Annotated in this window: 19 protein-coding genes and 2 tRNA genes; 9 read left to right on the forward strand and 12 right to left on the reverse strand. The window is 43.8% G+C overall.

Features of this window, described 5'->3' with window-relative positions:
- Positions 1-8: 8 nt before the first annotated feature.
- From Q5076_RS00685 to Q5076_RS00695, 3 genes are read right to left on the reverse strand one after another with little or no spacing between them, the layout of a single operon-like run.
- Positions 9-2,414 carry an ABC transporter permease gene (locus tag Q5076_RS00685; protein ID WP_303010287.1) on the reverse strand — a complete coding sequence of 802 codons (2,406 nt, stop codon included), beginning with the start codon at positions 2,412-2,414 and terminating at the stop codon, positions 9-11.
- Positions 2,414-3,661: an efflux RND transporter periplasmic adaptor subunit gene (locus tag Q5076_RS00690; protein ID WP_303010361.1), complete on the reverse strand. Its 1,248-nt coding sequence runs from the start codon at positions 3,659-3,661 to the stop codon at positions 2,414-2,416. Before Q5076_RS00690 ends, Q5076_RS00685 begins: the two co-directional genes overlap by 1 nt.
- Positions 3,662-3,716: 55 nt before the next feature.
- A complete protein-coding gene (locus Q5076_RS00695) occupies positions 3,717-5,069 on the reverse strand; it encodes a TolC family protein (protein ID WP_303010288.1) in 1,353 nt (450 codons plus the stop codon).
- 387 nt (positions 5,070-5,456) lie between these two features.
- On the opposite strand from Q5076_RS00695, the gene Q5076_RS00700 reads away from it, so the two are divergent.
- Positions 5,457-6,791 carry a sigma-54 dependent transcriptional regulator gene (locus tag Q5076_RS00700; RefSeq protein ID WP_303010289.1) on the forward strand — a complete coding sequence of 445 codons (1,335 nt, stop codon included), beginning with the start codon at positions 5,457-5,459 and terminating at the stop codon, positions 6,789-6,791.
- A 7-nt stretch (positions 6,792-6,798) separates the two neighbouring features.
- Entirely contained in the window at positions 6,799-7,893 is a 1,095-nt protein-coding gene (locus tag Q5076_RS00705; RefSeq protein WP_303010290.1) for an ATP-binding protein, read from the forward strand.
- A 461-nt stretch (positions 7,894-8,354) separates the two neighbouring features.
- Here the strand turns inward: Q5076_RS00705 and Q5076_RS00710 are convergent, their stop codons facing one another.
- Complete coding sequence (locus Q5076_RS00710) at positions 8,355-8,525, reverse strand: hypothetical protein (RefSeq protein ID WP_303010291.1); 171 nt, start codon at positions 8,523-8,525, stop codon at positions 8,355-8,357.
- A 933-nt stretch (positions 8,526-9,458) separates the two neighbouring features.
- Here Q5076_RS00710 and Q5076_RS00715 point away from each other — a divergent pair.
- On the forward strand, positions 9,459-10,190 hold the full coding sequence (locus Q5076_RS00715) for a bifunctional 2-polyprenyl-6-hydroxyphenol methylase/3-demethylubiquinol 3-O-methyltransferase UbiG (protein ID WP_303010292.1): 732 nt from the start codon (positions 9,459-9,461) through the stop codon (positions 10,188-10,190).
- Between the two features lie 404 nt (positions 10,191-10,594).
- On the opposite strand, the gene Q5076_RS00720 is transcribed toward Q5076_RS00715, so the two are convergent.
- Positions 10,595-11,197 (reverse strand): TlpA disulfide reductase family protein, encoded by a 603-nt coding sequence (locus tag Q5076_RS00720; RefSeq protein WP_303010293.1) that lies wholly within the window; start codon positions 11,195-11,197, stop codon positions 10,595-10,597.
- 102 nt (positions 11,198-11,299) lie between these two features.
- Between Q5076_RS00720 and Q5076_RS00725 the strand changes: the two genes are divergently transcribed.
- A tRNA-Thr gene (locus Q5076_RS00725) sits at positions 11,300-11,373 on the forward strand.
- 90 nt (positions 11,374-11,463) lie between these two features.
- Here Q5076_RS00725 and Q5076_RS00730 read toward each other — a convergent pair.
- Together Q5076_RS00730 and Q5076_RS00735 are read right to left on the reverse strand one after the other, a co-directional pair.
- Positions 11,464-12,351 carry a DMT family transporter gene (locus tag Q5076_RS00730; protein ID WP_303010294.1) on the reverse strand — a complete coding sequence of 296 codons (888 nt, stop codon included), beginning with the start codon at positions 12,349-12,351 and terminating at the stop codon, positions 11,464-11,466.
- A 101-nt stretch (positions 12,352-12,452) separates the two neighbouring features.
- Positions 12,453-13,103 carry a hypothetical protein gene (locus tag Q5076_RS00735; protein ID WP_303010296.1) on the reverse strand — a complete coding sequence of 217 codons (651 nt, stop codon included), beginning with the start codon at positions 13,101-13,103 and terminating at the stop codon, positions 12,453-12,455.
- Positions 13,104-13,335: 232 nt separating this feature from the next.
- Between Q5076_RS00735 and Q5076_RS00740 the strand changes: the two genes are divergently transcribed.
- The gene (locus Q5076_RS00740) at positions 13,336-13,905 is read left to right on the forward strand and encodes a YdeI family protein (RefSeq protein ID WP_303010298.1); all 570 of its coding nucleotides are present in this window, start codon (positions 13,336-13,338) and stop codon (positions 13,903-13,905) included.
- A gap of 485 nt (positions 13,906-14,390) precedes the next feature.
- Here the strand turns inward: Q5076_RS00740 and Q5076_RS00745 are convergent.
- The 4 genes from Q5076_RS00745 to Q5076_RS00760 form a co-directional block, all read right to left on the reverse strand.
- A tRNA-Cys gene (locus Q5076_RS00745) sits at positions 14,391-14,462 on the reverse strand.
- Positions 14,463-14,513: 51 nt separating this feature from the next.
- A complete protein-coding gene (locus Q5076_RS00750) occupies positions 14,514-14,729 on the reverse strand; it encodes a hypothetical protein (protein WP_303010299.1) in 216 nt (71 codons plus the stop codon).
- Entirely contained in the window at positions 14,726-17,212 is a 2,487-nt protein-coding gene (feoB, locus tag Q5076_RS00755; RefSeq protein ID WP_303010362.1) for a ferrous iron transport protein B, read from the reverse strand. The genes Q5076_RS00750 and feoB overlap by 4 nt, the downstream gene beginning before the upstream one ends.
- Positions 17,213-17,355: 143 nt before the next feature.
- Positions 17,356-17,526 (reverse strand): hypothetical protein, encoded by a 171-nt coding sequence (locus tag Q5076_RS00760; RefSeq protein WP_303010300.1) that lies wholly within the window; start codon positions 17,524-17,526, stop codon positions 17,356-17,358.
- Between the two features lie 45 nt (positions 17,527-17,571).
- Here Q5076_RS00760 and tilS point away from each other — a divergent pair, with 45 nt between their 5' ends.
- The gene (gene tilS, locus Q5076_RS00765) at positions 17,572-18,855 is read left to right on the forward strand and encodes a tRNA lysidine(34) synthetase TilS (RefSeq protein ID WP_303010301.1); all 1,284 of its coding nucleotides are present in this window, start codon (positions 17,572-17,574) and stop codon (positions 18,853-18,855) included.
- Here the strand turns inward: tilS and Q5076_RS00770 are convergent.
- Positions 18,840-19,676 carry a 4Fe-4S binding protein gene (locus Q5076_RS00770; protein ID WP_303010302.1) on the reverse strand — a complete coding sequence of 279 codons (837 nt, stop codon included), beginning with the start codon at positions 19,674-19,676 and terminating at the stop codon, positions 18,840-18,842. The two genes, tilS and Q5076_RS00770, sit on opposite strands and share 16 nt — an antisense overlap.
- A 236-nt stretch (positions 19,677-19,912) precedes the next feature.
- Between Q5076_RS00770 and rho the strand changes: the two genes are divergently transcribed.
- The 3 genes from rho to Q5076_RS00785 all read left to right on the forward strand — a co-directional run bounded on the left by rho (position 19,913) and on the right by Q5076_RS00785 (position 25,661).
- The gene (gene rho / locus Q5076_RS00775; RefSeq protein WP_303010304.1) at positions 19,913-22,087 is read left to right on the forward strand and encodes a transcription termination factor Rho; all 2,175 of its coding nucleotides are present in this window, start codon (positions 19,913-19,915) and stop codon (positions 22,085-22,087) included.
- 404 nt (positions 22,088-22,491) lie between these two features.
- Positions 22,492-23,958: a sulfatase gene (locus tag Q5076_RS00780; protein ID WP_303010305.1), complete on the forward strand. Its 1,467-nt coding sequence runs from the start codon at positions 22,492-22,494 to the stop codon at positions 23,956-23,958.
- Positions 23,959-24,338: 380 nt separating this feature from the next.
- Positions 24,339-25,661, forward strand: a complete 1,323-nt coding sequence (locus Q5076_RS00785) for an MATE family efflux transporter (RefSeq protein WP_303010306.1) — start codon at positions 24,339-24,341, stop codon at positions 25,659-25,661.
- The last annotated feature ends 37 nt before the right edge of the window (positions 25,662-25,698 follow it).

A 25,698-nucleotide genomic window follows, 5' to 3' on the forward strand; every position in this document is an offset into this window, starting at 1 on the left:
ATTTTAAATTACTCACTTCTTAAAATACGCATCGGTTTCAAGCGAATCACACGCCAAACTTGACGAACGACTGTTAATAAAGCAACACATATCATTAATACAAATGCTACTATATATCCCCACCAAGGCAATATGATATGGAAAGCATAAGTCTTGAGCCATTCATCCATCAAAATGATGGAAATAGGTGTTCCCAATATTGTTGCCAATATTGTAAGCAGTATCAATTCTCGCGTTAAAACCATGAAAAGACTTCTTTTATTAGCCCCTAAAACCTTTCTTATTCCAATTTCCCTCACACGGGCCATCGTGGAAAAGAGAGTCATAATCCACAGCCCTAAACAAGCTACAAATATTGCAAGTAATGACGCACAAGTGAAAATCCAACTGAAATTGCGGTCAGACTTATACAGTTCATCATTGTAATCACTCAACTTAAAATAAGAGAAAACCGCTGAGGGAAAATAAGCTTTGTATATTTGCTCTATTTCTGCAAGTCGTTTTGAATTAATCTCCGTCTTCACTTGAATAGAAATATACGGTGTGGCAATAAAAGGAACACGTTCTTTCATGAAGAACATAATCGGTTTATAAGGTTCGACAAGTGACTGTTGATGATAGTTTTTCACGACCCCGATCACCTCAAGCGGCTCTTCCAAGACTTCCATTGCTAATTGTTTTCCTAAGGCTTTTTCGGGAGAAGAGTATCCAAGCAGCCGGGCAGCTTCTTCGTTCAGGACAACTTTGTTTAGCTCATTGCCATAATTTTCAGAAAAGCTGCGGCCACAAAGGAGTTCAGGAGAATACAAAGTCAAATAATCATAATCGACAGCAAACATTTGTATCAGTTTTATTTCTGAAATGTCGCTTCCATAAGGACGGTTCGTGAAATAATTTGCCACTTCCACACCCGGAACAGCACCGGATACGGCCACATGGCCTATATAGGATTCCTGTTCCAGTCTTTTCTTAAAGTTCATCATCTGCACGGACATGTTTTCCGTTAAAGCCGGATACTTCAATACTAATACACGGTCGAACATGGCAGAAGAAGTTTCCTGTTGCATGTAATGTATTTGCTTAATGACTACAAATGTCCCCGAAACCAGAATGAAAGAGGCGATGAATTGAATGACAATCAATAGCTTTCTTATTTTGTTACCCTTCCGGCCATGTAATAGTTTTCCTCGCATAATATCCGAAGGCTTGATATAGGTAAGTAGAAACGACGGGTATAAACCGGTAAAAAGAATCCCGCAGATGAATATCGCCAATACCATGCCCCAACATTCCCATGACTTGAATACGTCAAAGGCAAAATCCTGCCCCACCCAACGGGAAGCAACAGGTAACAAGACTTCTATCCACCCAAATGCTAAAACCAGTGCCAGCAAATTAAATAATCCGGATTCCAATAGCCCTTGTATAATAATTTGACGGCGAGAAGCCCCGAATACTTTACGAAGTCCAAATTCCCTTCCTCTTTCCAAATAACGGGCGATAGTCAAGTTCAAGGCATTTACCCAACCAATTAGTAATAAGGCAACAGCCATAACGGAAAGAATATGAACGGCTGTCCTACTTCCTTTTTCCTCTTTCTCATAGGATTTACGAGGAGTCAAATGTATATCCTTTAAAGGAATCAGTTCGATCCTCCAATCTTTATGCTTTAACGCAGCCGTCTTATACTTCTGCGATATGGAATGAAAAGCCTTTTCTATATCACGTGGATTTTTATCCGGTTCAAGGCGGATATAAGTATATACACCATGAATATACCAAATGTCGCGCCGTGCTTCCGGAATAGAAGAATACGATAATAGAAAATCATAACGTAAATGAGAATTATACGGCATATCTGCAATTACTCCAGTAACTTCAAAATGCTGTTCTGAGGAAGGAGTTTTAAAAGTCAGGATTTTACCGATAGGATCACTCTCTGAAAAATAGCGATGAGCAGCGCTTTCTGTAATGATAACGGTATTGGGACGAACCAATTGTCCTTCTTTTTCCCCTTTAATGACAGGAAAATTGAACAAGTCGAAAAAGGAGGGCTCCGTATAGCAATAATGTTCTTCTATAAACTGGCGGTCGTTATATGTCACCTCCTGTTCGCGGTCTTGTGCCGTTACCCTCACATATTGTTCGATTCCGGGAATCTCACGAAACATGACTGGAGCGTGGCCGAATGTCGTCGTCGCCCAATTGTCCGTCAATATATCCCCTTCATACAGGCGGCTTTCTACACGATAGGTTCGTTCGCCATCATGGAACGAGTCAAAACTTAATTCAAATCTCACATAAAACAGAATCAACAAGGCTGTACCGATACATACGGAAAGACCGAACACATTGAGAGCGGAAAGAGACTTCTTCGTTCGCTGGCTTTTAATAATCTGAGATAAATATTCCATTATCGTAAATTTAAACATTCATTTTTACCGAATAAATCATATCCTGAAACAATGACTTTTTCTCCGGGATTCAAGCCGTCCAAGACTTCGTAATACAAAGGATTCTGCCGTCCCAAGCGTACTTGCCGCCGACGGGCAATCTTTTCTTCCTCATCCACCACATATATATATTCACCTCCACTTGACTGATAGAAACTTCCGCGCGGAACAAGAACTGCCTGTACCGGGTCGCCCAGTTGCAAATCCAAGTGGTAGGTCTGTCCGGAACGGATATTGACCGGCCTGTCGGAAACAAAATGCAGGTCGGTACGGAATTGACCATCCTGTACTTCCGGATATACTTTAGTCATTTTCATACCGTATTTTTTCCCTTCCCGTTCAAAATTAGCTAAGAGCCCGGGATGGATGCGTTCCACATAATGCTCGTCAATTTTAGCTTCCACTTTTAATTCCGGGGTAATGATTTGTCCAATACGTTCACCCTGGGATATGGATTGCCCTATCTGGGCTTCTATATTTCCCAATTGCCCGTCAACAGGGGCTTTTATCTTCAAATTTTCCAAGCGTTCACGTACAAGCAAAAGGCTCTTCTTTATGTTCCGGATATTTTCATCCAAGCTTTGAAGCTGGTTGTCACGTAACCGGATGTCCTGTTCGATTCTTTCATCCAAGACTTTGATTTGCTCGGATGCCGAGTTATAATCTTCTTGGGCTTGCAGGTAATCTTCGCGCGATAGCAAGTTCTTCCCATATAAACGTGAATACTGTTCATAGTGGCGTTTCTTTTGTACCAAATCCTTATTCAATGCAATGCGGTCTTGTTTCAAACGAAGATGCTCCTGCTCCATATTCAGACGGGTATTGCGAAGCTCGTTTTCTTGATAGGCCAAGTTTGCCTCACTCTGTAAAATGCCAATATTTAACAGGGGATTACTGAGACGGATGATCACATCTCCAGCTTTTACTTGCGCCCCTTCCTCTATCAGGCGTTCTTCCACACGTCCACCCTCTATGGCATCCAAATAAATAATATGGTCAGGAATGACTTGTCCGACCACCCGGATGTAATCATTAAACTCTCCCTTTTGTACTGTGGAGATTGTCAGGCTGTCTTTGTTTACGTTCATGGAGGAAGAGGTGTCACAGAACACGAACCACACCAGGCCCATAAGAATGACTATCGAACCCGTTGTCATATAAACAAATTTCTTCGTAAACCGGGACTTCGGTTCGATTCTCGTATCCATGCCGTCATAATCAATCTGCTTCATCGTTGTTTCCTATTTTAATATCAAACTGTTATTACAAAAATGTTCCCTCTTGATAGAACCGTATCATCCTTTTCTTCAGGTTATACTGCAACTTTGTACGTATTATCTCTGCCTTAGCCCGCATGTACCGGTTGCGCTTTTCCAACAATTCAAATACAGGTATCATGCTTTCCTTCCATTTTTCTTCACTTTCTTTCCATATAATGGAATCTGCACGGAGTTGTTCCTTTGCCAATCGGCATTCCTGGAATGCAGCCTGAAAAGAAAGATACGTGTCATGGATTTCTTTATAAAGCGACAAGCGTTGCTGTTCATTTTCATTCTGTACTTGTTGCAAACGAAGCTTTTCCTTCCTCACGGCTCCCATGCGGGACAATCCATTAAACAGGGGTAAAGATACGCATACTCCAATATACTTGTTCATATTGTTGTTTAATTGCTCCCGAAGCGTGACAATATTTCCATAATTGTTTTTCTCTGTGTCATAATATCCCGTATTCAAGTTAAATTCCATACGGATTGACGGATAAAAAGCCCCATTGGCTATGGACAATGACTTGCGGGAAGTTTTTTCCTGCATTTCCATGATATGAAATTCCGGAAGAGTTGCTTCGGAGACGAAATAAAGCTCCTTTAAGCTCAAAGGACATGCGACCACTTCAATCTTCTCATCCGCCATGACAACAGACAATGTATCGGTATCTTTCATGTTCATGAGTTCCTTCAGGGACAATAGGGAAAGACAGCAACTGTTCGATTTCACGCTTTCTTGATAGACATCCGATTGTAAGCGGGCTTTCACTTCCTGCAAATCGGAAAGGGAACGCATTCCTAAGTCAACATACTCAATCATCTGTTTGGAATAGCATTCACTCAGTTTCCGTTGTTCAACAGCAAGTTTGTACATTTCCTTGTCGAAACAATAACGATAGAATGCTTCAAGAACTTCAAAAGCCAAATTGTTTTCTTCCACTTTGCTTGAAAGCACATTGATTCTTTTATTCAATTTATAAAACTGCAATTTATTGATACGCGAGAATCCTTCAAATATAGGCAAAGAAACAGTCAGACCGATTGTACTTTCTAAAAAAGATTCAGAAGTATATTGGTTCGTTTGCGGGTCGATAGAACGTCCGAACCGCCTCCCCAACGCACCGGTGGTATTGATAGAAGGCAAGAAATCTCCATAAGCGGTTACCACATCTGTATGGGCAATCTTTGTATCCAATCGCTTATTTCGTATCCGGGGATTATGGTCAATGGCATATTTCATGCACTCATCTTCCGTCCATCCGGACTGGGCTTTACTGATTTCAGGCACAATGGAAGAACAGATTGATAAAAGAATCAATAAACTTTGTTTGACTGATGTTTTAACATTCATACCAGTTACTTTATATCATTATATATGCTTTTTATTATACAAACCGTGTGCCAGCAGCATAAACAACTAATAACAAGAGTATTATAAAATAAGCACAAGAGAAAACGTCCATTTTATTGACGATTCAATATCCATCTTTTTGACATTGCTTCGGATTGTTCCTGCCTGCTCCTTCCTATGCTTCATAAATGCCGGAAAAACCACATTGCAATGGAACTCCAATTCCAAAGCAGCAAGAGTGGGGAAATTTCAGTCCCGCCAATGCTTGGTTTACTACTATGAAAACAGGGTAAGGAATATTATAAAAAGCCGAATGTGTCAAATAATTAGACGTTTTTTTGCCGGGTATCTATAAAACCGATACCTTTACTCCTCAAAAAAAAGACTATGCAAACCGGTACGATCCTGATTGTCGATGACAATGAAAGTGTATTGACTTCCCTCGAATTACTTTTGGAAAGGGAATTTGAAAGAATAGAAACAATATCTGAGCCCAACAAGATATTTTCTGTTTTAGACAAACATGCAATCGATTTGGTCATCTTGGATATGAATTTTTCTGTCGGCTTCAATACAGGCAGCGAGGGTTTATTCTGGCTTCAGCGCATACACGAGATCAAACCGGAACTACCGGTCATCATGCTGACAGCTTATGGGGATATTGACCTTGCGGTGAAATCATTAAAAAACGGGGCGACAGATTTTGTTTTGAAGCCTTGGAACAATGACAACTTGATAAAAAAGATACAGACCGTTTTGCAGGAAACAAAAAACAAGTTACCAGCTAAACCGGTTAAAGGCCCCTGTGAGCCTGCAATGATTATTGGGCATTCCCCTGCCATGATAAAGATAATAAAGCTCGTAACCAAAGTGGCCAAAACGGATGCGAACATCTTAATCTATGGCGAGAATGGTACAGGCAAAGAAATGCTGGCCCGTGAAATCCATCGCCTATCACTTCGCTGCCGGCATGAAATGTTCAATGTGGACATGGGGGCCATCAGTGAGTCACTATTTGAGAGTGAACTGTTCGGCCATGAGAAAGGGGCTTTTACGGATGCCTTCGAGAAGAGGATTGGCAAATTTGAAGCGGCCAATGGGAGCACGCTCTTTCTTGACGAAATAGGAAACCTGTCGTTAAGGCTGCAAGCAAAGTTGTTGGTTGTCCTGCAAAACAGAGAAATAATCCGTCTCGGAAGCAACAAAAAAATTCCAATCGACATACGGCTGATTGCTGCCACCAACCGCGACCTGCGCGAAATGGTAAAACAGTCGCTTTTCCGCGAGGACTTGTTTTACCGCATTAATACCATACAAATAGAGATTCCCCCTTTACGGCATCGTAAAGAAGACATAGCTCTTTTTGCGGATTACTTCTTAAAAAAATACGCCGCCCTGTATAAACAGCCAGGATTGGCCTTACATCCCCAAACGATAAAAAAACTGGAAAACCACAACTGGCCGGGAAATATCCGGGAATTGCAATATACGATTGAAAAGGCTGTAATTTTAGCGGAAAAGGACGTAATCAAACCCTCTGAATTATTTATGCACTCCGACAAAATATTTTCTCTTGACAAAGTCCCCAAATTAAAAGAAGTGGAGCGGAAAGCCATATTGACTGCCATATCCCAAAATGAGGAGAACCTGACTGCTGCGGCAGAACAACTGGGCATAAGTAGGCAAACATTGTACAACAAGCTGAAACGCTTTAATTTCTAAATCGCCAATGTTCAGCATTCGTTTATACATACATATCCTTTTGTTCGTATCGCTCATTGTCCTGACGTTCGGGCTGGGGCTTGCGGGCATTATTTCCGGGCGGGCCGTCATACTGGGGACGATTGCTGTCTTGATTGCTTTTTGGCTTATCGGCGCACTTGTCCACTACCTGAACTCCTGCAACCGGAAAATAAAACTCTTTTTTGATTCCATAGAAGACAGTGAATCCATGCTTTATTTCCCGGAAAATACAGGTACCTGGGAACAGCGTTATCTACACGCCTCTTTTAACAGGATATACACATTGGTTACGGAGCATAAAAAAAGGGAGTTCGAACATAAACTGCATCAAAAAGAATATGAGTCCTGGGAGAAACTTATGCGGGTACTGACCCATGAGATAATGAATTCCATCACTCCCATCGTTTCGCTCTCCGAAACCCTTCTTTCTTATTTTCCGGTCAAATGTGGTTCAAAACATGCAGGAGATATTACAGACCTTACTATCGAAAAAACAATACGTGGATTGAAAACCATTAAAGACCAAGGAGAAAATTTGATTTATTTTACGGAGTCATATCGGCAATTTTCAGGCTTAAACCAACCTGAATTTAGCAGTTTTTCTTTAACGGAGTTGATACAAAACATTCAGACACTATACCAAGAAGATTTGCTACGGCAGCGCATAGAGCTTTCCATCGACTTTTTCCAGCCGGAGATACAAATTTATGCGGATGAGAAAATGCTGTCGCAAGTTTTAATCAACCTGTTGAAAAATTCCATACAGGCTCTTACGGAACAGCCTGATAAAAAAATACATATAAATGTATATAGCAACGAAACGATGTTATTCATAAAAATAACGGATAACGGTTCGGGCATTCCATCCAATTTGCTTGAAGACATTTTTATTCCCTTTTTTACAACCAAAAAGCATGGAACCGGTATCGGCCTCAGCCTGTCACAGCAAATCATTCGTATGCATGGCGGAGAACTATCTGTAATCTCCCAACCCCACCATGAAACCTCATTTACGGTTTCCTTGCCATTGAAGTCATATTTTTCTTCTTTTGGTCAAGGTGTATTCAAACAACAATTATAAAGTTGCGCCAGGAAACAACCCTCCCTTCCCTCCATAAGGAGTGATAGAGGATAGCGGGTAGCCGGCAAAGGGTTTACGTACGGTACGTTTTTAGCAAAAACAAAGCCCGTTGCATACCTAAATCACAAAAACTTTAAACCTAATTGTAACTGTTATTTTCAAGAAAATAGCGACCTTTATAACCTAAAAAATTATATGAGTATGAAGGAAAACAAATAAAGAAATCTCATCAAAACCATAGACTCTCTACTGTCAAAGGAGTTGTGAAAGAAGTAATACATTGTGGCGAGGGAACTTGTTGCTATCAGCAAGTTTCTTTATAATAGAACAGTTGTAGAGCAAAAGTAAGGTACGGTATTCGTCCATCGTCCGGAACTTGTAAGTGCCCATACCCCTTTGCGGTATTCGCCACCTGCCGTTTCACATCGCCTCCAGACATGTCCACCTTACGGAACGGATTGTCATGGCGATGCTGTTTTTTTGTCTGCCAGATACAGCCCGTATTTCCTCTCCCATTCTGTGGTGATGTCCTTGCTTCTCCAGTGGATGAGATTCTTGTTCAACCGCCTGTCCGCTTCGTTCACATTGACTGAAACGATGTGCAGATGGTGACGGTCTAAGTGTACATACACGCATAAGTATAGGAACAGCGAAACGGCGCAGTGAATCGTCGTAACACCAAATTGATGACACTTAAAATATATATAAGAATGAACAAGGAGAACCAACATTCTGTTCCTTTCATTGCTTTTATTTTTAATAGGTTTAGACAATATTCTGTAAAATCTCTAAACTTGCATTACCTTATGATAAAGTTCTTTCTTTCCGCCTTGTTCACCTCATAATAAAACAGAAAGGCCTGACCTTGCATCTCCGTTAAAATACCAGAATTACCTTTGCGCCTGTAATGTGGACGACTACCTGAGGCAATTTATGAAAGACGAAAAATGGAGGCAGACGAAAAAGAGGCAAAACTGAAATTGAAGTAAGAGGCGGCGCAACGATGACAGGAAAGTCGGTTTGGAGATAGACATATCATATGGATAACCGAAGAAATATTACCGGACAAGGCATATGAGAATTATGTAATTTCGGCTGTAACAATTAGAAAGGAATATGCGAAAAATAATCAAAATGACAGTACCATTTCAGCACAAATACACAAAAAAGGAAAGCACTTTGGGATGACGGTGTCACTTATGACTTCGTTTATCTCCGAAGACTTTCCTTTTCCGCTTGTGCTATTTCTAAAATAGACTTCTGTATGTCAAACGGTAGCGGTTTTCAGACAAAAACAAAACGGGGAACATTGAAAAGGATATGAATTTGGGGTTATGGTACAGAATATGTATATTCGTAAAAACAAAGAGTTGTTTGAAAGTGTATGGTAAACTACAGCATATTAAAGCATTCTGAATGTCGCTAAATCGTTACCCAAAATCTTATATCCAACTTTTCAATTCTGAGTATCATTCAGATACAATTTTTTATATTATCTTTCTACAAAGATAATCCTTTTCTACAGATTTACTTATCTTTGCCGGATAAAACAACCGACCGTTAAAATGGCAACAACAATTCTCAGCCCGGAAAAGGACCCTATGGGAGCTGCTATCTCCGACTATTTCAATCGGCACAAGGCTGATTGCCTGCGTGTTTTCTCTTCACAGTTTGACGAGGACGAGATTCCTGTCAAGGAACTGTTCCGCAATATGCAATCCATGCCTGCTCTGGAACGCACCGCACTGCAGATGGCTGAAGGAAGGATACTGGACGTGGGAGCGGGAAGTGGATGCCATGCATTGGCTCTTCAGGGGATGGGGAAAGAGGTTTGCGCCATCGACATCTCTCCGTTGTCTGTCGGAGTCATGAAACAACGGGGTGTCAATGACGCCCGCCTTGTCAATCTTTTCGACGAGACATTTAACGAGACATTCGACACTGTTCTGATGCTTATGAACGGTTCGGGAATCATCGGCAGGTTGAGCGGCATGCCCGAATTCTTCCGGCGCATGAAAGGTATTCTCCGCCCCGGAGGAAGCATTCTGATGGATTCGAGCGACTTGCGTTATCTTTTTGAGGAAGAAGACGGCAGCATCGTAATCGACTTGGCGGGGGATTATTACGGAGAAATAGATTTTCAAATGCAATACAAGGAGATAAAAGGGGATGTATTCGACTGGTTGTATATAGATTTCCAGACACTTAGCCTATATGCATCCGAATACGGGTTTAAAGCGAAACTCGTGAAAAAAGGAAGGCATTATGATTATCTGGCCCAACTCCGTGCCATTTAGAGATTCGGCTAAAGACGGCGTATTCTTTTCTTACAGGGGATAGGACGGTCTGCTTATCATCCGCAAGCCGGAGCCAATCCCAAGTTTTCCTGTATTTATAGGAATTATGGCAATTCATTTGTCAGTTGCAAACCGGATATGATAATCTATTTCTTCGCCGTTACTCCGATATTGATATTACGAAGGGGGCATGTAATAAAAATGCAAAAGCATAACCATCAAGCGTTATAATGTGATACGGTGAAGAGTAAGTTTGCCTCTTTCACGGGCATTTACTCTTCACCGAATCTCAAACATACGGGATTTTCCGGATGTCCCTCCGTAGGTTTTTCAATCGATACAGCCTGTCTCTGGAGACTGTTCCATTTCCATACATATTATCGGAACTGTCTCACGGACTGTCTTCATTTCAGCATTTCATCAATCATCCGCACCAAAGAGGCGAATTCTTCCTCGTTATACAAACGGGTCAGCTTTACAATCTTCCCTTCTTTGTCTATCAACACATTCCGCGTGATACCGGACTCGCGCAATGCATATTTCGCGAAGATATCAGCACCGGGGTCCAACCCTAACGGATAGGTCACGCCGGTAGATTTTGCAAAAGCCTGCACCTTATCGAGCGGCTCGTCACGGTCGATGCCAATCAGGGCAAAACCGGCATTTTCTTTATGTTTCAACCAGATGTCTTTTTCAATAAACGGCATTTCCTTACGACAAACGCCGCACCAGCTTGCCGTAAACTGCAACATCACGACTTTGCCGCGGAGAGAAGATAAAGTCACTTGACTGCCGTCCGTCAACGTTATCGTAAAGTCCGGAGCCATCTCTCCCACTCTGACAATGTATCCTGTACTGTCTGCCTGCACCTGCTGTACGTCACGGGAAGCAGCTACGCTGTCTGACACCGTTTCAACCGGCGCCGTTCCTTTTTTCTGACCGGAACAAGCCAACATGCTTACGGTTAGAAATACCATACCGCACACATTCATTACTTTCTGTTTCATCTTCTTTTAATCATTTATGAGACTGCAAAGATAAAAAAAGTGTATGAGGTATTTGTGTTTTTAGAGGAAATTCCTACCTTTGCACCCGCAAAAGTAAAAAATGCCTCTTTAGCTCAGTTGGCCAGAGCACGTGATTTGTAATCTCGGGGTCGTTGGTTCGAATCCGACAAGAGGCTCTCCGATAAGAACGGGTTCAGCCGTAATTCGTGCGGGGGATTCTCTCCTCTTTGTTTCATTCCTCCCTTACGTATCTTTTTCAGTTTATTTTATTCCGTTTCTTGCCGCTGTTGCCGGTACACGACGATACTTACAGCCGCCACAATCAATGCAATGCCGATAACACTATTGACCGTAAAAAGCTCATGAAATACACAGACACCGATTACAACGGCGGTCAGCGGTTCCATCGCTCCTAAAACCGAAGTGAGCGTAGGACCTGCATATTTTATCGCCTGCACCAACGTTATATTGGATATGGCCGTAGCCGGCAATGCAAGCCCTAAAATAATCAGCCAAGTATATCCATCTGTCACCAGGCGTATCCCGGAAGTACAAAATGCGCCTGTCAGGTAGAACAGAGTCCCCATTCCCATCACGTAACAGGTCAGTACGGTCGAGTTTATCTCTACGGCCCTGGTTTTACGCACTCCTATGATATATCCTCCATACGAGAACACCGAAATACAAGCTGCTATCAACCCCAACGCTACATTCCCGTTTTCCGATTCGAGCTCACCCGACGATAACAAAGAGGCTCCTAGCAGGGACATCAGCACAGCAACTATTATCCAAGATGATTTTTTCTCCCGGAAAAGGAACATCATAGCCAAAGCAACCGCCAACGGATACATGAAATGGATGGTAGAAGCTACCCCACTGGCAATATTCCGGTAAGCGACAAGCAGACTGAATGAAGTGACCGCCCGCAACAGGCTTAGGAAAAAGACGGTCACAAAGTCTTTTTTCGATAACCGGAAATCACAACCTGTAGCCATCCCCAGTATCGTCAACACGACTGACGCGACTCCCCAACGGTAAGAAAGTACCTCAAATGCCGAGAAGCCCGCCAGCAGCAAGGTTATGGAAAAGAACGGAGCCAGCCCGAATGTGGAAGAGGAGACCGCCGCGTAGAATATGCCTTTTATACGATTCATTTCACCGGATTATCTTGTCACGTACAAAAGTATAAAATAAAATCCGATTGAAAGGTTATCACCGGATTCTTTCCCATGAATAGGCACGAACAATTCTCCAATCAGTCTCCGAGAATGATTTTTTTGAAAATATCTTCTTCAATGATTTGGCGGCATCTCCGGCTGTCCTTAAGTGTCTCATTCCCGAGAACATCTTTTCCAATCGTTTTCCTGTTGCCTTTATTATCTTCGATAATGATATTGCCGAAGATGTCTTCTTTAATGGTTTTTCTGTTGCCTTTATTATCCTCGATAATGGTATTGCCGAAGATGTCTTCCTTGATGGTCTCCCTGTTGCCTTTATTATCTTCGATAATAGTGTTGCCGAAGATGTCTTCTTTGATGGTTTTCCTGTTGCCTTTATTATCTTCCACAATGGTGTTGCCGAAGATGTCTTCCTTGATGGTCTCCCTGTTGCCTTTATTATCTTCGATAATGGTATTGCCGAAGATGTCTTCTTTGATGGTCTTCCTGTTGCCCTTATCATCTTCGATAATGGTATTGCCGAAGATGTCTTTCTTGACGGTCGTCTTGTTGCCTTTGTCATCTTTAATGATAATATTGCCGAAGATATCTTCCTCGACGATCTGCCGCTTCTGATTAATTGTCGAACAAGCACGGTTGTCTCCGACAGAACCCGCTCCGTAACTTTTTATCATATAAGGAACGAAAGCAAACTGAATTGCAAATAGCATGAACAGAATCTTTTTCATAACGTTTTCTTTTTGGTTTATAACAAAGGTAGTTCAGGAAAACCATAATAGGCAGGTAAATTCTATAATTGCCGGTAGGAAAAAGCCTAAAAGTCTTCATTCCCTGAAAATCCGGGTAAAGGTTTCGGAAGGAAACCGGTGTCGTCTCTCAAAATTTGAGTATCTTTGGCAAGTACAAACAGGCTGTTTATTTATCAGAACCGGTATAATACCGGGCATCGTAAAGTTTGTGATGGAAACAGAAAATAAGATTAAGTATTTCGAAGACCGGGAAGCATGGAGGAAGTGGCTAACGGACAATTTCGACAGTGCCAATGAAGTATGGTTCGTGTTTCCCGGCAAGTCGTCGGGCAGGAAAAGTATTTTATACAATGATGCGGTCGAGGAGGCTCTCTGTTTCAACTGGATTGACAGTACAATAAAGTCGCTTGACAAGGAACATAAAATTCAGCGTTTCACGCCCAGAAATCCTAAAAGCACTTACTCGCAAGCCAACAAAGAAAGACTTCAAAGGTTATTGGAAAATAAAATGGTACACCCGCAATTTGAGGACAAAATACAGGACATCTTATCCGTACCTTTCGTTTTTCCCGATGATATCATCGGCAGATTGAAAGAGGATAAGGTTGTATGGAAAAACTATCAACATTTCTCCGATTCATACAAACGAATCCGAATTGCATACATCGAATCCGCCAGGATGCGTCCTAAAGAATTTGAAAAGCGGTTAAATCACTTTATCGGCAAAACGAAAGCCAACAAAACGATAATAGGATTCGGCGGAATTGAAAAATATTATTGAGGCAATCTTGAAAATACAGAAACGAGCAGGCAGACAGTGATTCCATCTCTGTGATTCGTTCAATCCGTCTATTCAGAAAATAAACTGGCATGGCGGTTACAATCTTCCGTTTCATTAAGTCACAACATCAATTGGAACAGGCATGAATCATTTACTCCTACTTGCTTTTAGCCTTATTTTCTTCTAATGCAGAATAAGAACCCGCCATCATAGCTTTTATCATGAAATTATGGTATAGAACTAACACGCGACAAAGATTTTCTCCGTAGTCATTACTCAGATGAAAAAGATAATTCCCCCATTTCACCCTAATTTTTGGGCATTACACGTATGAGAAAAAGAAATCCATTTCTCCTACTCTCATTTTATAGTACCGATGTGGGAACATTTCCAATAACAAATTAAAGAAGGTGGGAACAAAATGGAAACATTTTCAGCTAGGAGCAAAGAAAACCCCTCTAGAATCAATCTAAAGGGGTCTTATGAGGTTCCTGGCGGATTCGAACCGCCGTACACGGTTTTGCAGACCGCTGACTAAGCCACTCATCCAAGGAACCGTTTTTTCTCGTTTGCGGTTGCAAAGGTAGTACAAATTTTGAAATTACCAACTATCCGCAACAATTTTTCTTCGTACTTTTTTTCTTTACACTGCATTCCCTACGTTTCTTCTCCATCAGCTCCCTTAATTCACAACCACTTACACAGCTTTCGCAAGGATCGTTATTTTTCTGCGTACGACGAAAAAAAAGAAAAATTCCATATACGAATCGGGCAATACAGAGTACAACCAGTACTCCGACTACCCATTCTTGCCAATTATTCATACAAACAATCCTCCAATCTGATAAACCACAAACGATACGAGCCATGCCAGTGCCGTTGTATAGAAAGCTGCGAAAAGCGCCCATTTCCAACTGCCGGATTCCTGTTTTATGGCTGCAATCGATGCTATACAGGGGAAGTAAATCAATACAAACAACATGTAACAGAAAGCAACCAGAGGAGTGATAGGAATACGTTCCGCCAAACTTACCGAATCAGCATCCGGGTCGTCTGCATACAAAACGCCCAACGTACTTACAACCAGCTCCTTCGCTCCTACTCCGGAAAGCAGGCCGATACCTAACTTCCAGTCAAATCCCAAAGGCTTTATCACCGGTTCTATTCCCCGTCCAAGCTGGCCTATATAAGAATTCTCCTGTTGCTCGGCAACCGTCTCATAACCTTCGTGGTTCGGATAATAACCCAAGAACCAGATAATGATAGAAGCAATCATAATAATTCCTCCCATTTTCTTCAAATACTGCACTCCCTTTTCCCATGTATGGCGGAAGATGGATTTGGCCGTCGGCATCCGATAAGGCGGAAGCTCCATCACAAAAGGAGTGTCATCCCCCTTCACTAAAAACTTGCTGAACAAACGCGCCATTACCACAGCCAGCAAAATGCCAATCACGTAGATACTTAACAATACCAGGCTCGCATTGTTCGGGAAAAAAGCTCCCGTCAACAATAAATAAATAGGTAGACGGGCGCTGCAGGACATCAACGGATTAACCAGCATCGTAATCAGCCGGCTCTTCCGGTTTTCAATGGTACGGGAAGCGACAATGGCGGGAACATTGCATCCGAATCCCATAATCAACGGAATAAACGACTTTCCGTGCAATCCCATTTTATGCATTATCTTATCCATAATAAACGCGGCACGCGCCATATAACCGGAATCTTCCATCAACGAGATACAGAAATACAAAATCAGAATATTCGGTAAAAAGACAATGACAGCTCCTACTCCACCGATAATTCCGTCAATCAACAAATCCTTGAACGGACCTTCCGACATATGGTTGCGTAACAAATCGCCGGCTTGTTCCACAAGCCACTCAATCCCCATCATCGGATATTCACCGATAACGAATGTACCTTCGAACATAAGATACATAAAAAGGAAGAATATGGGAAATCCCCAGATACGGTGAGTGACGATGGAATCCAGCACCTTCGTGGTCTGTGCCTGCTCCAGGTGATTATCGGTAAACGTCTCTTTCAACGCTCCGCTGATAAAACCGTATTTGGCATCGGTAATAGCCGATTCGCAATCTTCGTTCAATGTGTCCTGTATGCGTTTAGACATCTTGTCACGCACTTGAAGAATCTCTTCCGCATTAGGAAGCGTACGTACGATACGCTCGATATCCGGGTCATTCTCCAACAGCTTGATGGATAGGAAACGGGTGGAATACTTATAACGGATAAATTCATTCTTAGAGATTTCTTCTTTTACAGCCTCGATAGCTTTTTCCAGGTCAGGACCATGATTGATATGGATATGCCGGAATACCCTTCCCTGTCCCCGGTCTTCCCGGATATAATCTTCCGGATGTTCTTCTTCATTCTGTTTCCTATCTTCCAGGGAGTTATGCCATTCGGTCAGGTCTTTCAGGACCTCCGGATTCATATTTCCTTTCTTATCAAAGAAATCCACTCCTTCGTAAAGGTTAATGACTACATGGAACAAGGTATCCAGCCCGCGGTTCTTCTTGCTCACGGTAGGAACCATCGGGACTCCGAACAATTTACTCAATAAACGATAATCCAATGTATTTCCACTGGCTTCCAGTTCGTCGTAAATATTCAAAGCCACCACCATACGGACATTCATGTCAATCAACTGAGTAGTCAGGTACAAATTGCGCTCCAGGTTCGAAGAATCGACCACATTGATAATGACATCCGGCGTTTCGTCAATAATATGGTGACGAACATAAATCTCTTCCGGCGTATAGGCGGACAAAGAGTAGGTTCCCGGCAAATCGACGATACGGAAATGATAACCTTCGAAGTCGAAATACCCTTCTTTGGCATCGACCGTCACACCGCTGTAATTCCCCACACGCTCATGGGCGCCGGAAGCCAGGTTGAACAAAGAAGTCTTGCCGCTGTTCGGGTTTCCCACCAAAGCGACATTTATGGTCCGGCGTTTCCCTAACGCCAACCGTTTCATATCTTCTTCTTTTATGGAAATATCCTCCGCCAGCCCTTCATGATAGACAGTCTCTTCAGCCAGCCTCTTGGCTTCTTCCTCACTGATGACCTCTATCATTTCCGCCTCCTTACGGCGCAAAGAAATTTCATAACCTAAGACTTTATATTTAATGGGATCTTTTAGTGGAGCATTCAATAATACTTCAACCGTTTTACCTTTTATAAAACCCATCTCCACAATACGTTTACGAAAACCCCCGTGTCCCAATACTTTTACGATGACACCTTTTTCTCCTGTTCTTAATTCGGACAAACGCATAACTTTCAAAAAATTTTCGGCAAAGATAATTCATAACTTCATTGCACGCAAATTATTTAGATTGTTTTTAAATAAGAGAAATGCTGCAAACGGCTATTTCCATGCCCGAAACAGGAAATAAAAGAAATTTGTAAAAGAAAAACTCAACCTTGAAACCGCTTTGCCCATCCAATGCCTTCTTCCCAAGCCGTAGGATTCTTATCAATCCTCCCTCCCCCAAAAAATACCCGGAACATGAGGATTCCATACTGCACGATTAAGAAATCCGGAAGCGGATGTCCTTGTTTATCCTTGCAGAAAAACAGATTTTTCATCCGGCAAGCATATAAATCAATATTTATTATGTAAGTTTGCAGGGTATGATACAACAAAAGGTTACACAATATATAAAAGAGCATCGTTTGTTTTCACCGGAAGACAAGATTCTCGTAGCATTAAGCGGAGGCGCTGATTCCGTAGCGCTGCTATGTCTTCTCCATACAGCAGGCTACCGTTGCGAAGCCGCACACTGTAATTTTCATTTACGCGGTGAAGAATCCTGCCGGGACGAATCGTTTGTCCGCGGACTTTGCCGGAAATATGATATCCGGTTACATACCGTCGATTTCAATACAACCCGATATGCCGCCGAGAAACATATATCAATAGAAATGGCGGCGCGGGAACTCCGCTACGACTGGTTTGAGAAAATAAAAGACGAATGCCGGGCAAAGGTTATCGCCGTCGCCCACCATCAAGACGACAGCATAGAAACCATGCTGCTCAATCTAATCCGGGGAACAGGAATCACCGGACTTCTGGGAATCCGCCCCCGTAACGGCAATATCGTCCGTCCTCTTTTATGTATCGGCCGTGAAGAAATTATCCGTTACCTGCAAGGCATCCGCCAGGATTATGTCACGGACAGCACAAACCTGGAAGACGAATATACCCGGAATAAAATCCGGCTCAACCTTCTTCCGCTCATGCAAAAGATTAACCCGTCAGTCAAAAACAGCCTGATAGAGACAGGCCGCTATCTGAACGACGTGGCTGCCATATACAATAAATACATAGCGGAAGCCAAGACCAGGATTATTTCTCCGGAGGGAATCAGAATCAATGACCTGTTAAAAGAACCCGCTCCCGAAACCGTCTTGTTTGAAATCTTACATCCGCTGGGATTCAATTCCGCACAAATCAAGGACATTGCGAACTCGCTCCAAGGACAGCCGGGAAAACAGTTCGGCAGCAAAGAATGGAGGGTGATTAAAGACAGGGAATTCTTATTGTTGGAAACCAATGAATGCGGCGGAAACAAGGATGTCCTTCCGTTCCGGCTCATCAGGGAAGAAAGGGAATACAACCGGAATTTCCGGATTCCCAAAGAAAAGGAAATAGCATGTTTTGACGCAGACAAATTAAACGGGGAAATTTACTGCCGCAAATGGAAAGCCGGAGACACATTTATTCCTTTCGGAATGACCGGCAGAAAAAAAGTAAGCGATTACTTGACCGACCGCAAATTCTCCATCAGCCGGAAAGAACGCCAATGGGTGCTATGTTGCGGGCAACGCATTGCATGGCTGATAGGCGAACGGACAGACAACCGCTTCCGGATTGACGAAACGACTCGACGCATCATTATCTATAAAATGGTCTGAGGCTGTTTTTGCTTTTTAAAACAGTCGGATAACAAAGCGGCAAAAGGAGTGTCATAGACTTTCGCCTTCCTGGAACAAACCTTTACACAAGCACAGCATTTGATACACTTCGTTTCATCCACCGCCAGTTCATTCCCTTTAGTAATGGCTCCCGTCGGACAATGGGCGGCGCACACCCCGCAATGCGTACACAAATTTTCATCCTTTACCCAAGGAGCGCGGGGAACCGGCACACCGCTTTTACGTAATTTGACAACCTTCCTTAAAAAACGGAATAAAGGGAAAAACGGCTGACTCGGACGCTTAATGGCACGCACGTCTACCGGATAAAGAGTATCCGCACCGGCAGCCGCCTGTATTTTTTCCATAATCTTAGCTCCGAATTCTTTTGCAAAAGCCAAATCCCCGTCATCCGGACGACCGGCGGCAACCGGATGTTCATCCGTACTGAACGAGTGTTCTCCGATAAAAGTTGCACCGGCAATCACTTTCATCCCGTGTGGAAGGGCGAAAGCATCCAGCTCCATCAACGCTTTTTCATAAGCGCGGTTACCGTAAACCACCGCCAGCACGGCAGGTGTGTCCAGACCGCGGATATTCTGCAAACGTTCCATTGCCAAAGGAGCGACATGTCCCCCATATACCGGAACGGCAATAACCGCCAATGCGGACGCAGGTATCGTAATCTCTCCGGCAGCCTGCAAGGTTATATCGACAGGAATAACATTTTTTATTCCCGTTCCGTGAACAATCGCCTCTGCAACTTGTTTTGATGTGTATGTAGGCGAAAAATAAATTAAATATGCTTCATTTACCGTCATACTATTTTCTTTTATCTGGCAAAGATACACTTTTACATTGAAAAAAATGTTTGATTGTTTATGAAACCAAAAATATTTATTATCTTTGCCCCGTTGAAACATCCTACGATTCAACACATACATCCCTAATTCATAACAAAAAACAAAACGTATGCTCGCATATCTGTAGTCGAGAAGCTATAGTAATGCTGTCCATAATTCAGCAAAAAAGAAATATTAATAACTTACCATACTATATGTATAACATTATCCAATTAAACGACAAAGACTTGTCGGAACTTCAAGTTATTGCCAAAGAGTTAGGCATAAAAAAAGCAGACTCCTTTAAAAAGGAAGACCTTGTTTATAAAATACTGGATGAACAAGCAATTGCCGGAGCCACTAAAAAAGTGGCGGCAGATAAACTCAAAGAAGAACGTAAGGAAGAAAAGAAAAAGCGTTCACGGGTGAGCCCCGCCAAAAAAGAAAGCAAAGTAGCTTCTGCAACGAAAGAGGGAGAAGTGACCAAAACCAAAGAAGCGGCCCCCGTTCAGACACAACAACCCTCCAAAGAGGAAAGTACAAACAAAGAAAAAGAAACTCCCGCCGCAGATACCAAAGCTGAAAACGCAACCGCTCCCAAACGTAAAGTAGGCCGTCCGCGTAAAAATGCGGAAACTGCGGATAAAAAAGATAAAGCAGACAAAGCAGATAAAAAAGAAGCAGAAAGCGTAAAGGCGGAAGCTGCCGTTTCCTCTCAAACAACGGAAGAGAAAGCCGTTGAAGAAAAAAGCGTTGAAGCGGTAAAAGAAAAGGCGCCGGCACAGCCTGCGGAAAAGAAAGCCAAGCCCAACAAGCCTGCAGCAGAAAAAAAAGCGGCGGCAAAACCGCAGAAGAAAGCAGAGCCCGTTGTCGATGAAGAAAGCAACATCCTGTCTAATATCGATGATGACGATTTCATTCCAATCGAGGAACTCCCGTCAGAGAAAATAGAACTTCCGACCGAACTCTTCGGGAAATTCGAGGCGACCAAGGCGGAACCCGTACAACCGGTTGCCGAACAAGCGCCCCAACAGCAGCAGAACCACCAACAGCAACGTCCGCGCATTGTCCGTCCACGCGACAACAACAATAACAATGCGAATAATAACAATAACAACAATAATAACTTCCAGCGTAACAATAACAACAATAACCAGAACCAGCAGCGCGTACCGGCCCCGCGTCCTGTCCAGCCGAACAACGCTAACGAAAACCTGCCGGTGCAACAGCAGGAACGTAAAGTTATTGAACGTGAAAAGCCCTACGAGTTCGATGATATCCTCAACGGGGTAGGCGTATTGGAAATTATGCAGGACGGATACGGTTTCCTCCGTTCTTCCGATTACAATTACCTCTCTTCTCCCGACGACATCTATGTGTCACAATCGCAAATCAAACTGTTCGGCCTGAAAACCGGCGATGTGGTAGAAGGTGTCATCCGTCCGCCCAAAGAAGGGGAAAAATATTTCCCGTTGGTAAAAGTATCAAAAATCAACGGACGCGACGCGGCTTTTGTCCGTGACCGCGTACCTTTCGAACATCTGACTCCCCTCTTCCCGGACGAGAAGTTCAAACTCTGCAAAGGCGGTTATTCGGATTCCATGTCCGCCCGCGTCGTAGACCTTTTCGCCCCAATCGGCAAAGGGCAACGGGCGCTGATTGTCGCACAGCCGAAAACCGGTAAAACAATTCTGATGAAAGACATCGCCAATGCGATTGCCGCCAACCACCCGGAGGTATATATGATTATGTTGCTGATTGACGAACGTCCGGAAGAAGTAACGGACATGGCGCGCAGCGTCAATGCGGAAGTTATCGCCTCCACTTTCGACGAACCGGCAGAACGTCACGTAAAAATTGCAGGTATCGTATTGGAAAAAGCCAAAAGACTGGTGGAATGCGGACATGACGTCGTTATCTTCCTCGATTCCATCACCCGTCTGGCACGCGCTTACAATACCGTATCCCCGGCATCGGGAAAAGTGCTTTCCGGAGGTGTGGATGCAAACGCGCTCCATAAACCCAAACGCTTCTTCGGCGCTGCCCGTAACATTGAAAACGGCGGTTCGTTGACAATCATTGCAACCGCATTAATCGATACCGGTTCCAAAATGGACGAAGTTATTTTCGAAGAATTCAAAGGAACAGGCAATATGGAATTGCAGCTCGACCGCAATCTATCCAACAAGCGTATTTTCCCGGCAGTCAACATCACCGCATCCAGTACTCGCCGCGACGACTTACTGCTTGACAAGACAACTCTCGACCGCATGTGGATTCTGCGCAAATATCTTGCCGACATGAACCCGATTGAGGCTATGGATTTCGTAAAAGACCGTCTGGAAAAGACTAAAGACAACGATGAATTCCTGATGAGCATGAACAGCTAACCGACAGGAAACACCCATATTAACCAGAACCAGAAGACGGTGGGCAGACTGCATGACAACGGCAGTCTGTCCACCGTCCCTGTTATCCGGCTCTATCGCCCGTCTTAGAATCTTGAAATCCCGGCATCTTACAATTTCGAAATCCTCATCCCCGGCAAACTGTTCATCCCCCATCACCTCCCCCTTTCTCCCCTGCCATCTACCATCCGGTATCAAAACCGCACCCGTCCCCCGCTTACCAACCGTCCGTCCGATTAACCGTTTATCCTCCGAAGCGCATCCGCCTGTTTCATTTTTGTACAAATTAGTTTCACTTACGTCCAAAACTATCTTTCCCCTCTTTTTCGTTTTCCCTTTTTTCCTACTTTTGTTCCAAAATCAAAACACTTAATTCTCACCTGAAAATGAAAACGATTTATCCATTCATGGGATTAGCGTTGTGCAGCGCAGCAACCCAGGCGCAAGAAAAGCCGAACTTCCTGATTATCCAATGCGACCACCTGACCCAACGTGTCGTAGGCGCTTACGGACAAACCCAAGGTTGCACCCTTCCTATCGATGAAGTTGCCTCACGGGGAGTCATCTTCTCCAATGCCTATGTGGGCTGTCCTCTCAGCCAACCCTCCCGTACCGCTTTATGGAGCGGCATGATGCCCCACCAGACCAATGTACGCTCCAATTCAAGCGAACCCATCAACACGCGCCTGCCGGAAAACATACCGACACTGGGAAGCCTTTTCTCTGAAAACGGTTACGAAGCCGTACACTTCGGAAAAACACACGACATGGGTTCATTAAGAGGTTTCAAACACAAAGAACCGGTGGCAAAACCATTTACCGACCCCGAATTTCCCGTCAACAATGACAGTTTTCTGGATGTGGGGACTTGCGAAGACGCCGTTGCTTATTTAAGCAATCCGCCGCAAAAGCCATTCATTTGCATTGCCGATTTTCAAAACCCTCATAATATCTGCGGATTCGTAGGAGAAAACCAAGGAATACACACAGACCGTCCCGTCAGCGGACCCCTCCCGGAACTCCCGGACAATTTTGACGTGGAAGACTGGAACGACATTCCCAAACCCGTGCAATATATTTGTTGCAGCCACCGCCGCATGACGCAAGCCGCCCATTGGAACGAAGAAAATTACCGCCACTACATTGCCGCTTTCCAGCATTATACCAAAATGGTATCCAAACAAGTAGACAGCGTATTAAAAGCCCTTTATTCCACTCCCGCCGGGAAAAACACCATCATCGTCATCATGGCCGACCACGGCGACGGCATGGCCTCACACCGGATGGTAACCAAACACATCAGTTTCTACGATGAAATGACAAATGTGCCGTTCATCTTCGCCGGTCCCGGCATCCAACATCGGGAGAAACCGGTAGACCATCTGCTGACACAACCTACATTGGACCTTTTGCCGACTCTCTGCGAGCTGGCAGGTATTCCTGTCCCGGCAGAAAAAGCAGGCATCAGCCTTGCACCGACATTAAAAGGAAAAAAACAAAAGAAAACTCACCCGTATGTCGTTTCAGAATGGCATAGCGAGTATGAATACATCACGACTCCCGGACGTATGGTACGTGGCCCCAGATATAAATATACCCATTATTTGGAAGGTAACGGAGAAGAACTGTACGATATGAAAAACGATCCGGGCGAACGGAAAAACCTCGCCCACGAGCCTGCATACGCCAAAGTCCTTGCAGAACACCGCGCCATGCTCGACGATTACATCGCCCGCTCAAAAGACGACTACCGCAGCCTGAAAGTAGACGCCGACCCCAGATGCAGGAACCATGCTCCCGGATATCCCAATCATAAAGGCCCCAGCGCACGGGATATCATCAAAAAGAAATAGAGCGGCAGGAAACATCCCACACCGGAAAAGATAGGACAAGTCCGCCTATAAACTTGCAGTCATATTAACAATCCCCTTATTTTGCCTGGCATTCCTTGAAATCAAGGCAGAAATAAGGGGATTCCCTTTATACGAATCCTTCAACCCGGAAGACCGGAGTTCCAACTTTCAGAACCCATTTGGAGACGTCCGGCCTTTTCCCGCTCTTTTGCCTTACGCCAACCGCCGCCGAACAGATGGCATCTGCCGGCTCCTCCCGAAAACCAACCGTATCCCTACTGAAATCTCCGAAAATACAGCGTTTGTTTTTCACTTTTCCTATAGCCTCCGAATCGGAAGAAAGCGTTATCTTTGCAAAATGTAAACTTAAATACTTGATTATGTACACCAACAAACAGATTTGGAGTGTCAGTTATCCGATACTGCTAAGCTTGCTGGCACAAAATGTTATCAATGTCACCGACACAGCATTTCTGGGGCATGTAAGTGAAATAGCCCTCGGAGCTTCTGCTATGGGCGGATTATTTTATATCTGCGTATTCACCATCGCGTTCGGATTCAGCACCGGTTCGCAAATCGTCATAGCAAGACGCAACGGCGAAGGCCGCTATTCGGATGTAGGTCCGGTCATGATTCAGGGAGTCATGTTTCTTTTTTTAATGGCCTTATTGCTATTCGGCTTTACCAAAGCCTTCGGCGGCAACATCATGCGACTGCTGGTCTCTTCGGAATCCATTTACGAAGGAACGATGGAATTTCTGGATTGGCGTATCTACGGATTCTTCTTCTCATTTGTCAATGTCATGTTCCGGGCATTATATATCGGCATCACACGCACCAAAGTATTAACGATTAATGCGGTTGTCATGGCACTGACCAATGTCATACTGGACTATGCACTGATTTTCGGCAAATTCGGACTGCCCGAAATGGGAATCAAAGGAGCCGCCATCGCATCCGTACTGGCCGAAGCGTCCTCCATTCTTTTCTTCCTGCTCTATACGTATATAACCATCGACCTGAAAAAATACGGATTGAACCGCCTCCGCACATTCGACCCGGCGCTGTTGATGCGGATTCTCAGTATCTCCTGCTTCACCATGCTCCAATACTTTCTGTCAATGGCGACATGGTTTGTATTTTTCGTTGCCGTAGAACGCCTGGGGCAACGGGAACTGGCAATCGCCAACATTGTCCGAAGCATCTACGTCGTCCTGCTGATTCCGGTCAATTCATTGGCAACCACAACAAACAGCCTTGTCAGCAATGCCATCGGTGCGGGAGGCATCAAACATGTAATCCCTCTCATCAACAAGATTGCCAGATTCTCCTTTTTCATCATGTTAGGGCTGGTTACGCTCACGGCAGTGTTTCCCCGGCTCCTGCTTTCCGTCTATACGAATGAGACCGCACTCATCACCGAATCGGTCCCGTCGGTATATGTCATCTGTATCGCCATGCTCATCGCATCGGTAGCCAATGTGGTGTTCAACGGGATTTCGGGAACAGGCAACACGCAAGCCGCCCTGTTGCTCGAAACAATCACAATCATCATCTACGGCTCATACATCATTTTCATCGGAATGTGGCTCAAAGCGCCGATTGAAATCTGCTTTACCATTGAGATTGTGTATTATACCTTACTGCTGGTAACGAGTTATATTTACCTCAAAAAAGCAAAATGGCAGAATAAAAGGATATAAATACGAGAGATTTTTGTACATTTGCTGGCTCAAAATA

The sequence above is a fragment of the uncultured Bacteroides sp. genome, assembly GCF_958445495.1.
Lineage (GTDB): Bacteria > Bacteroidota > Bacteroidia > Bacteroidales > Bacteroidaceae > Bacteroides.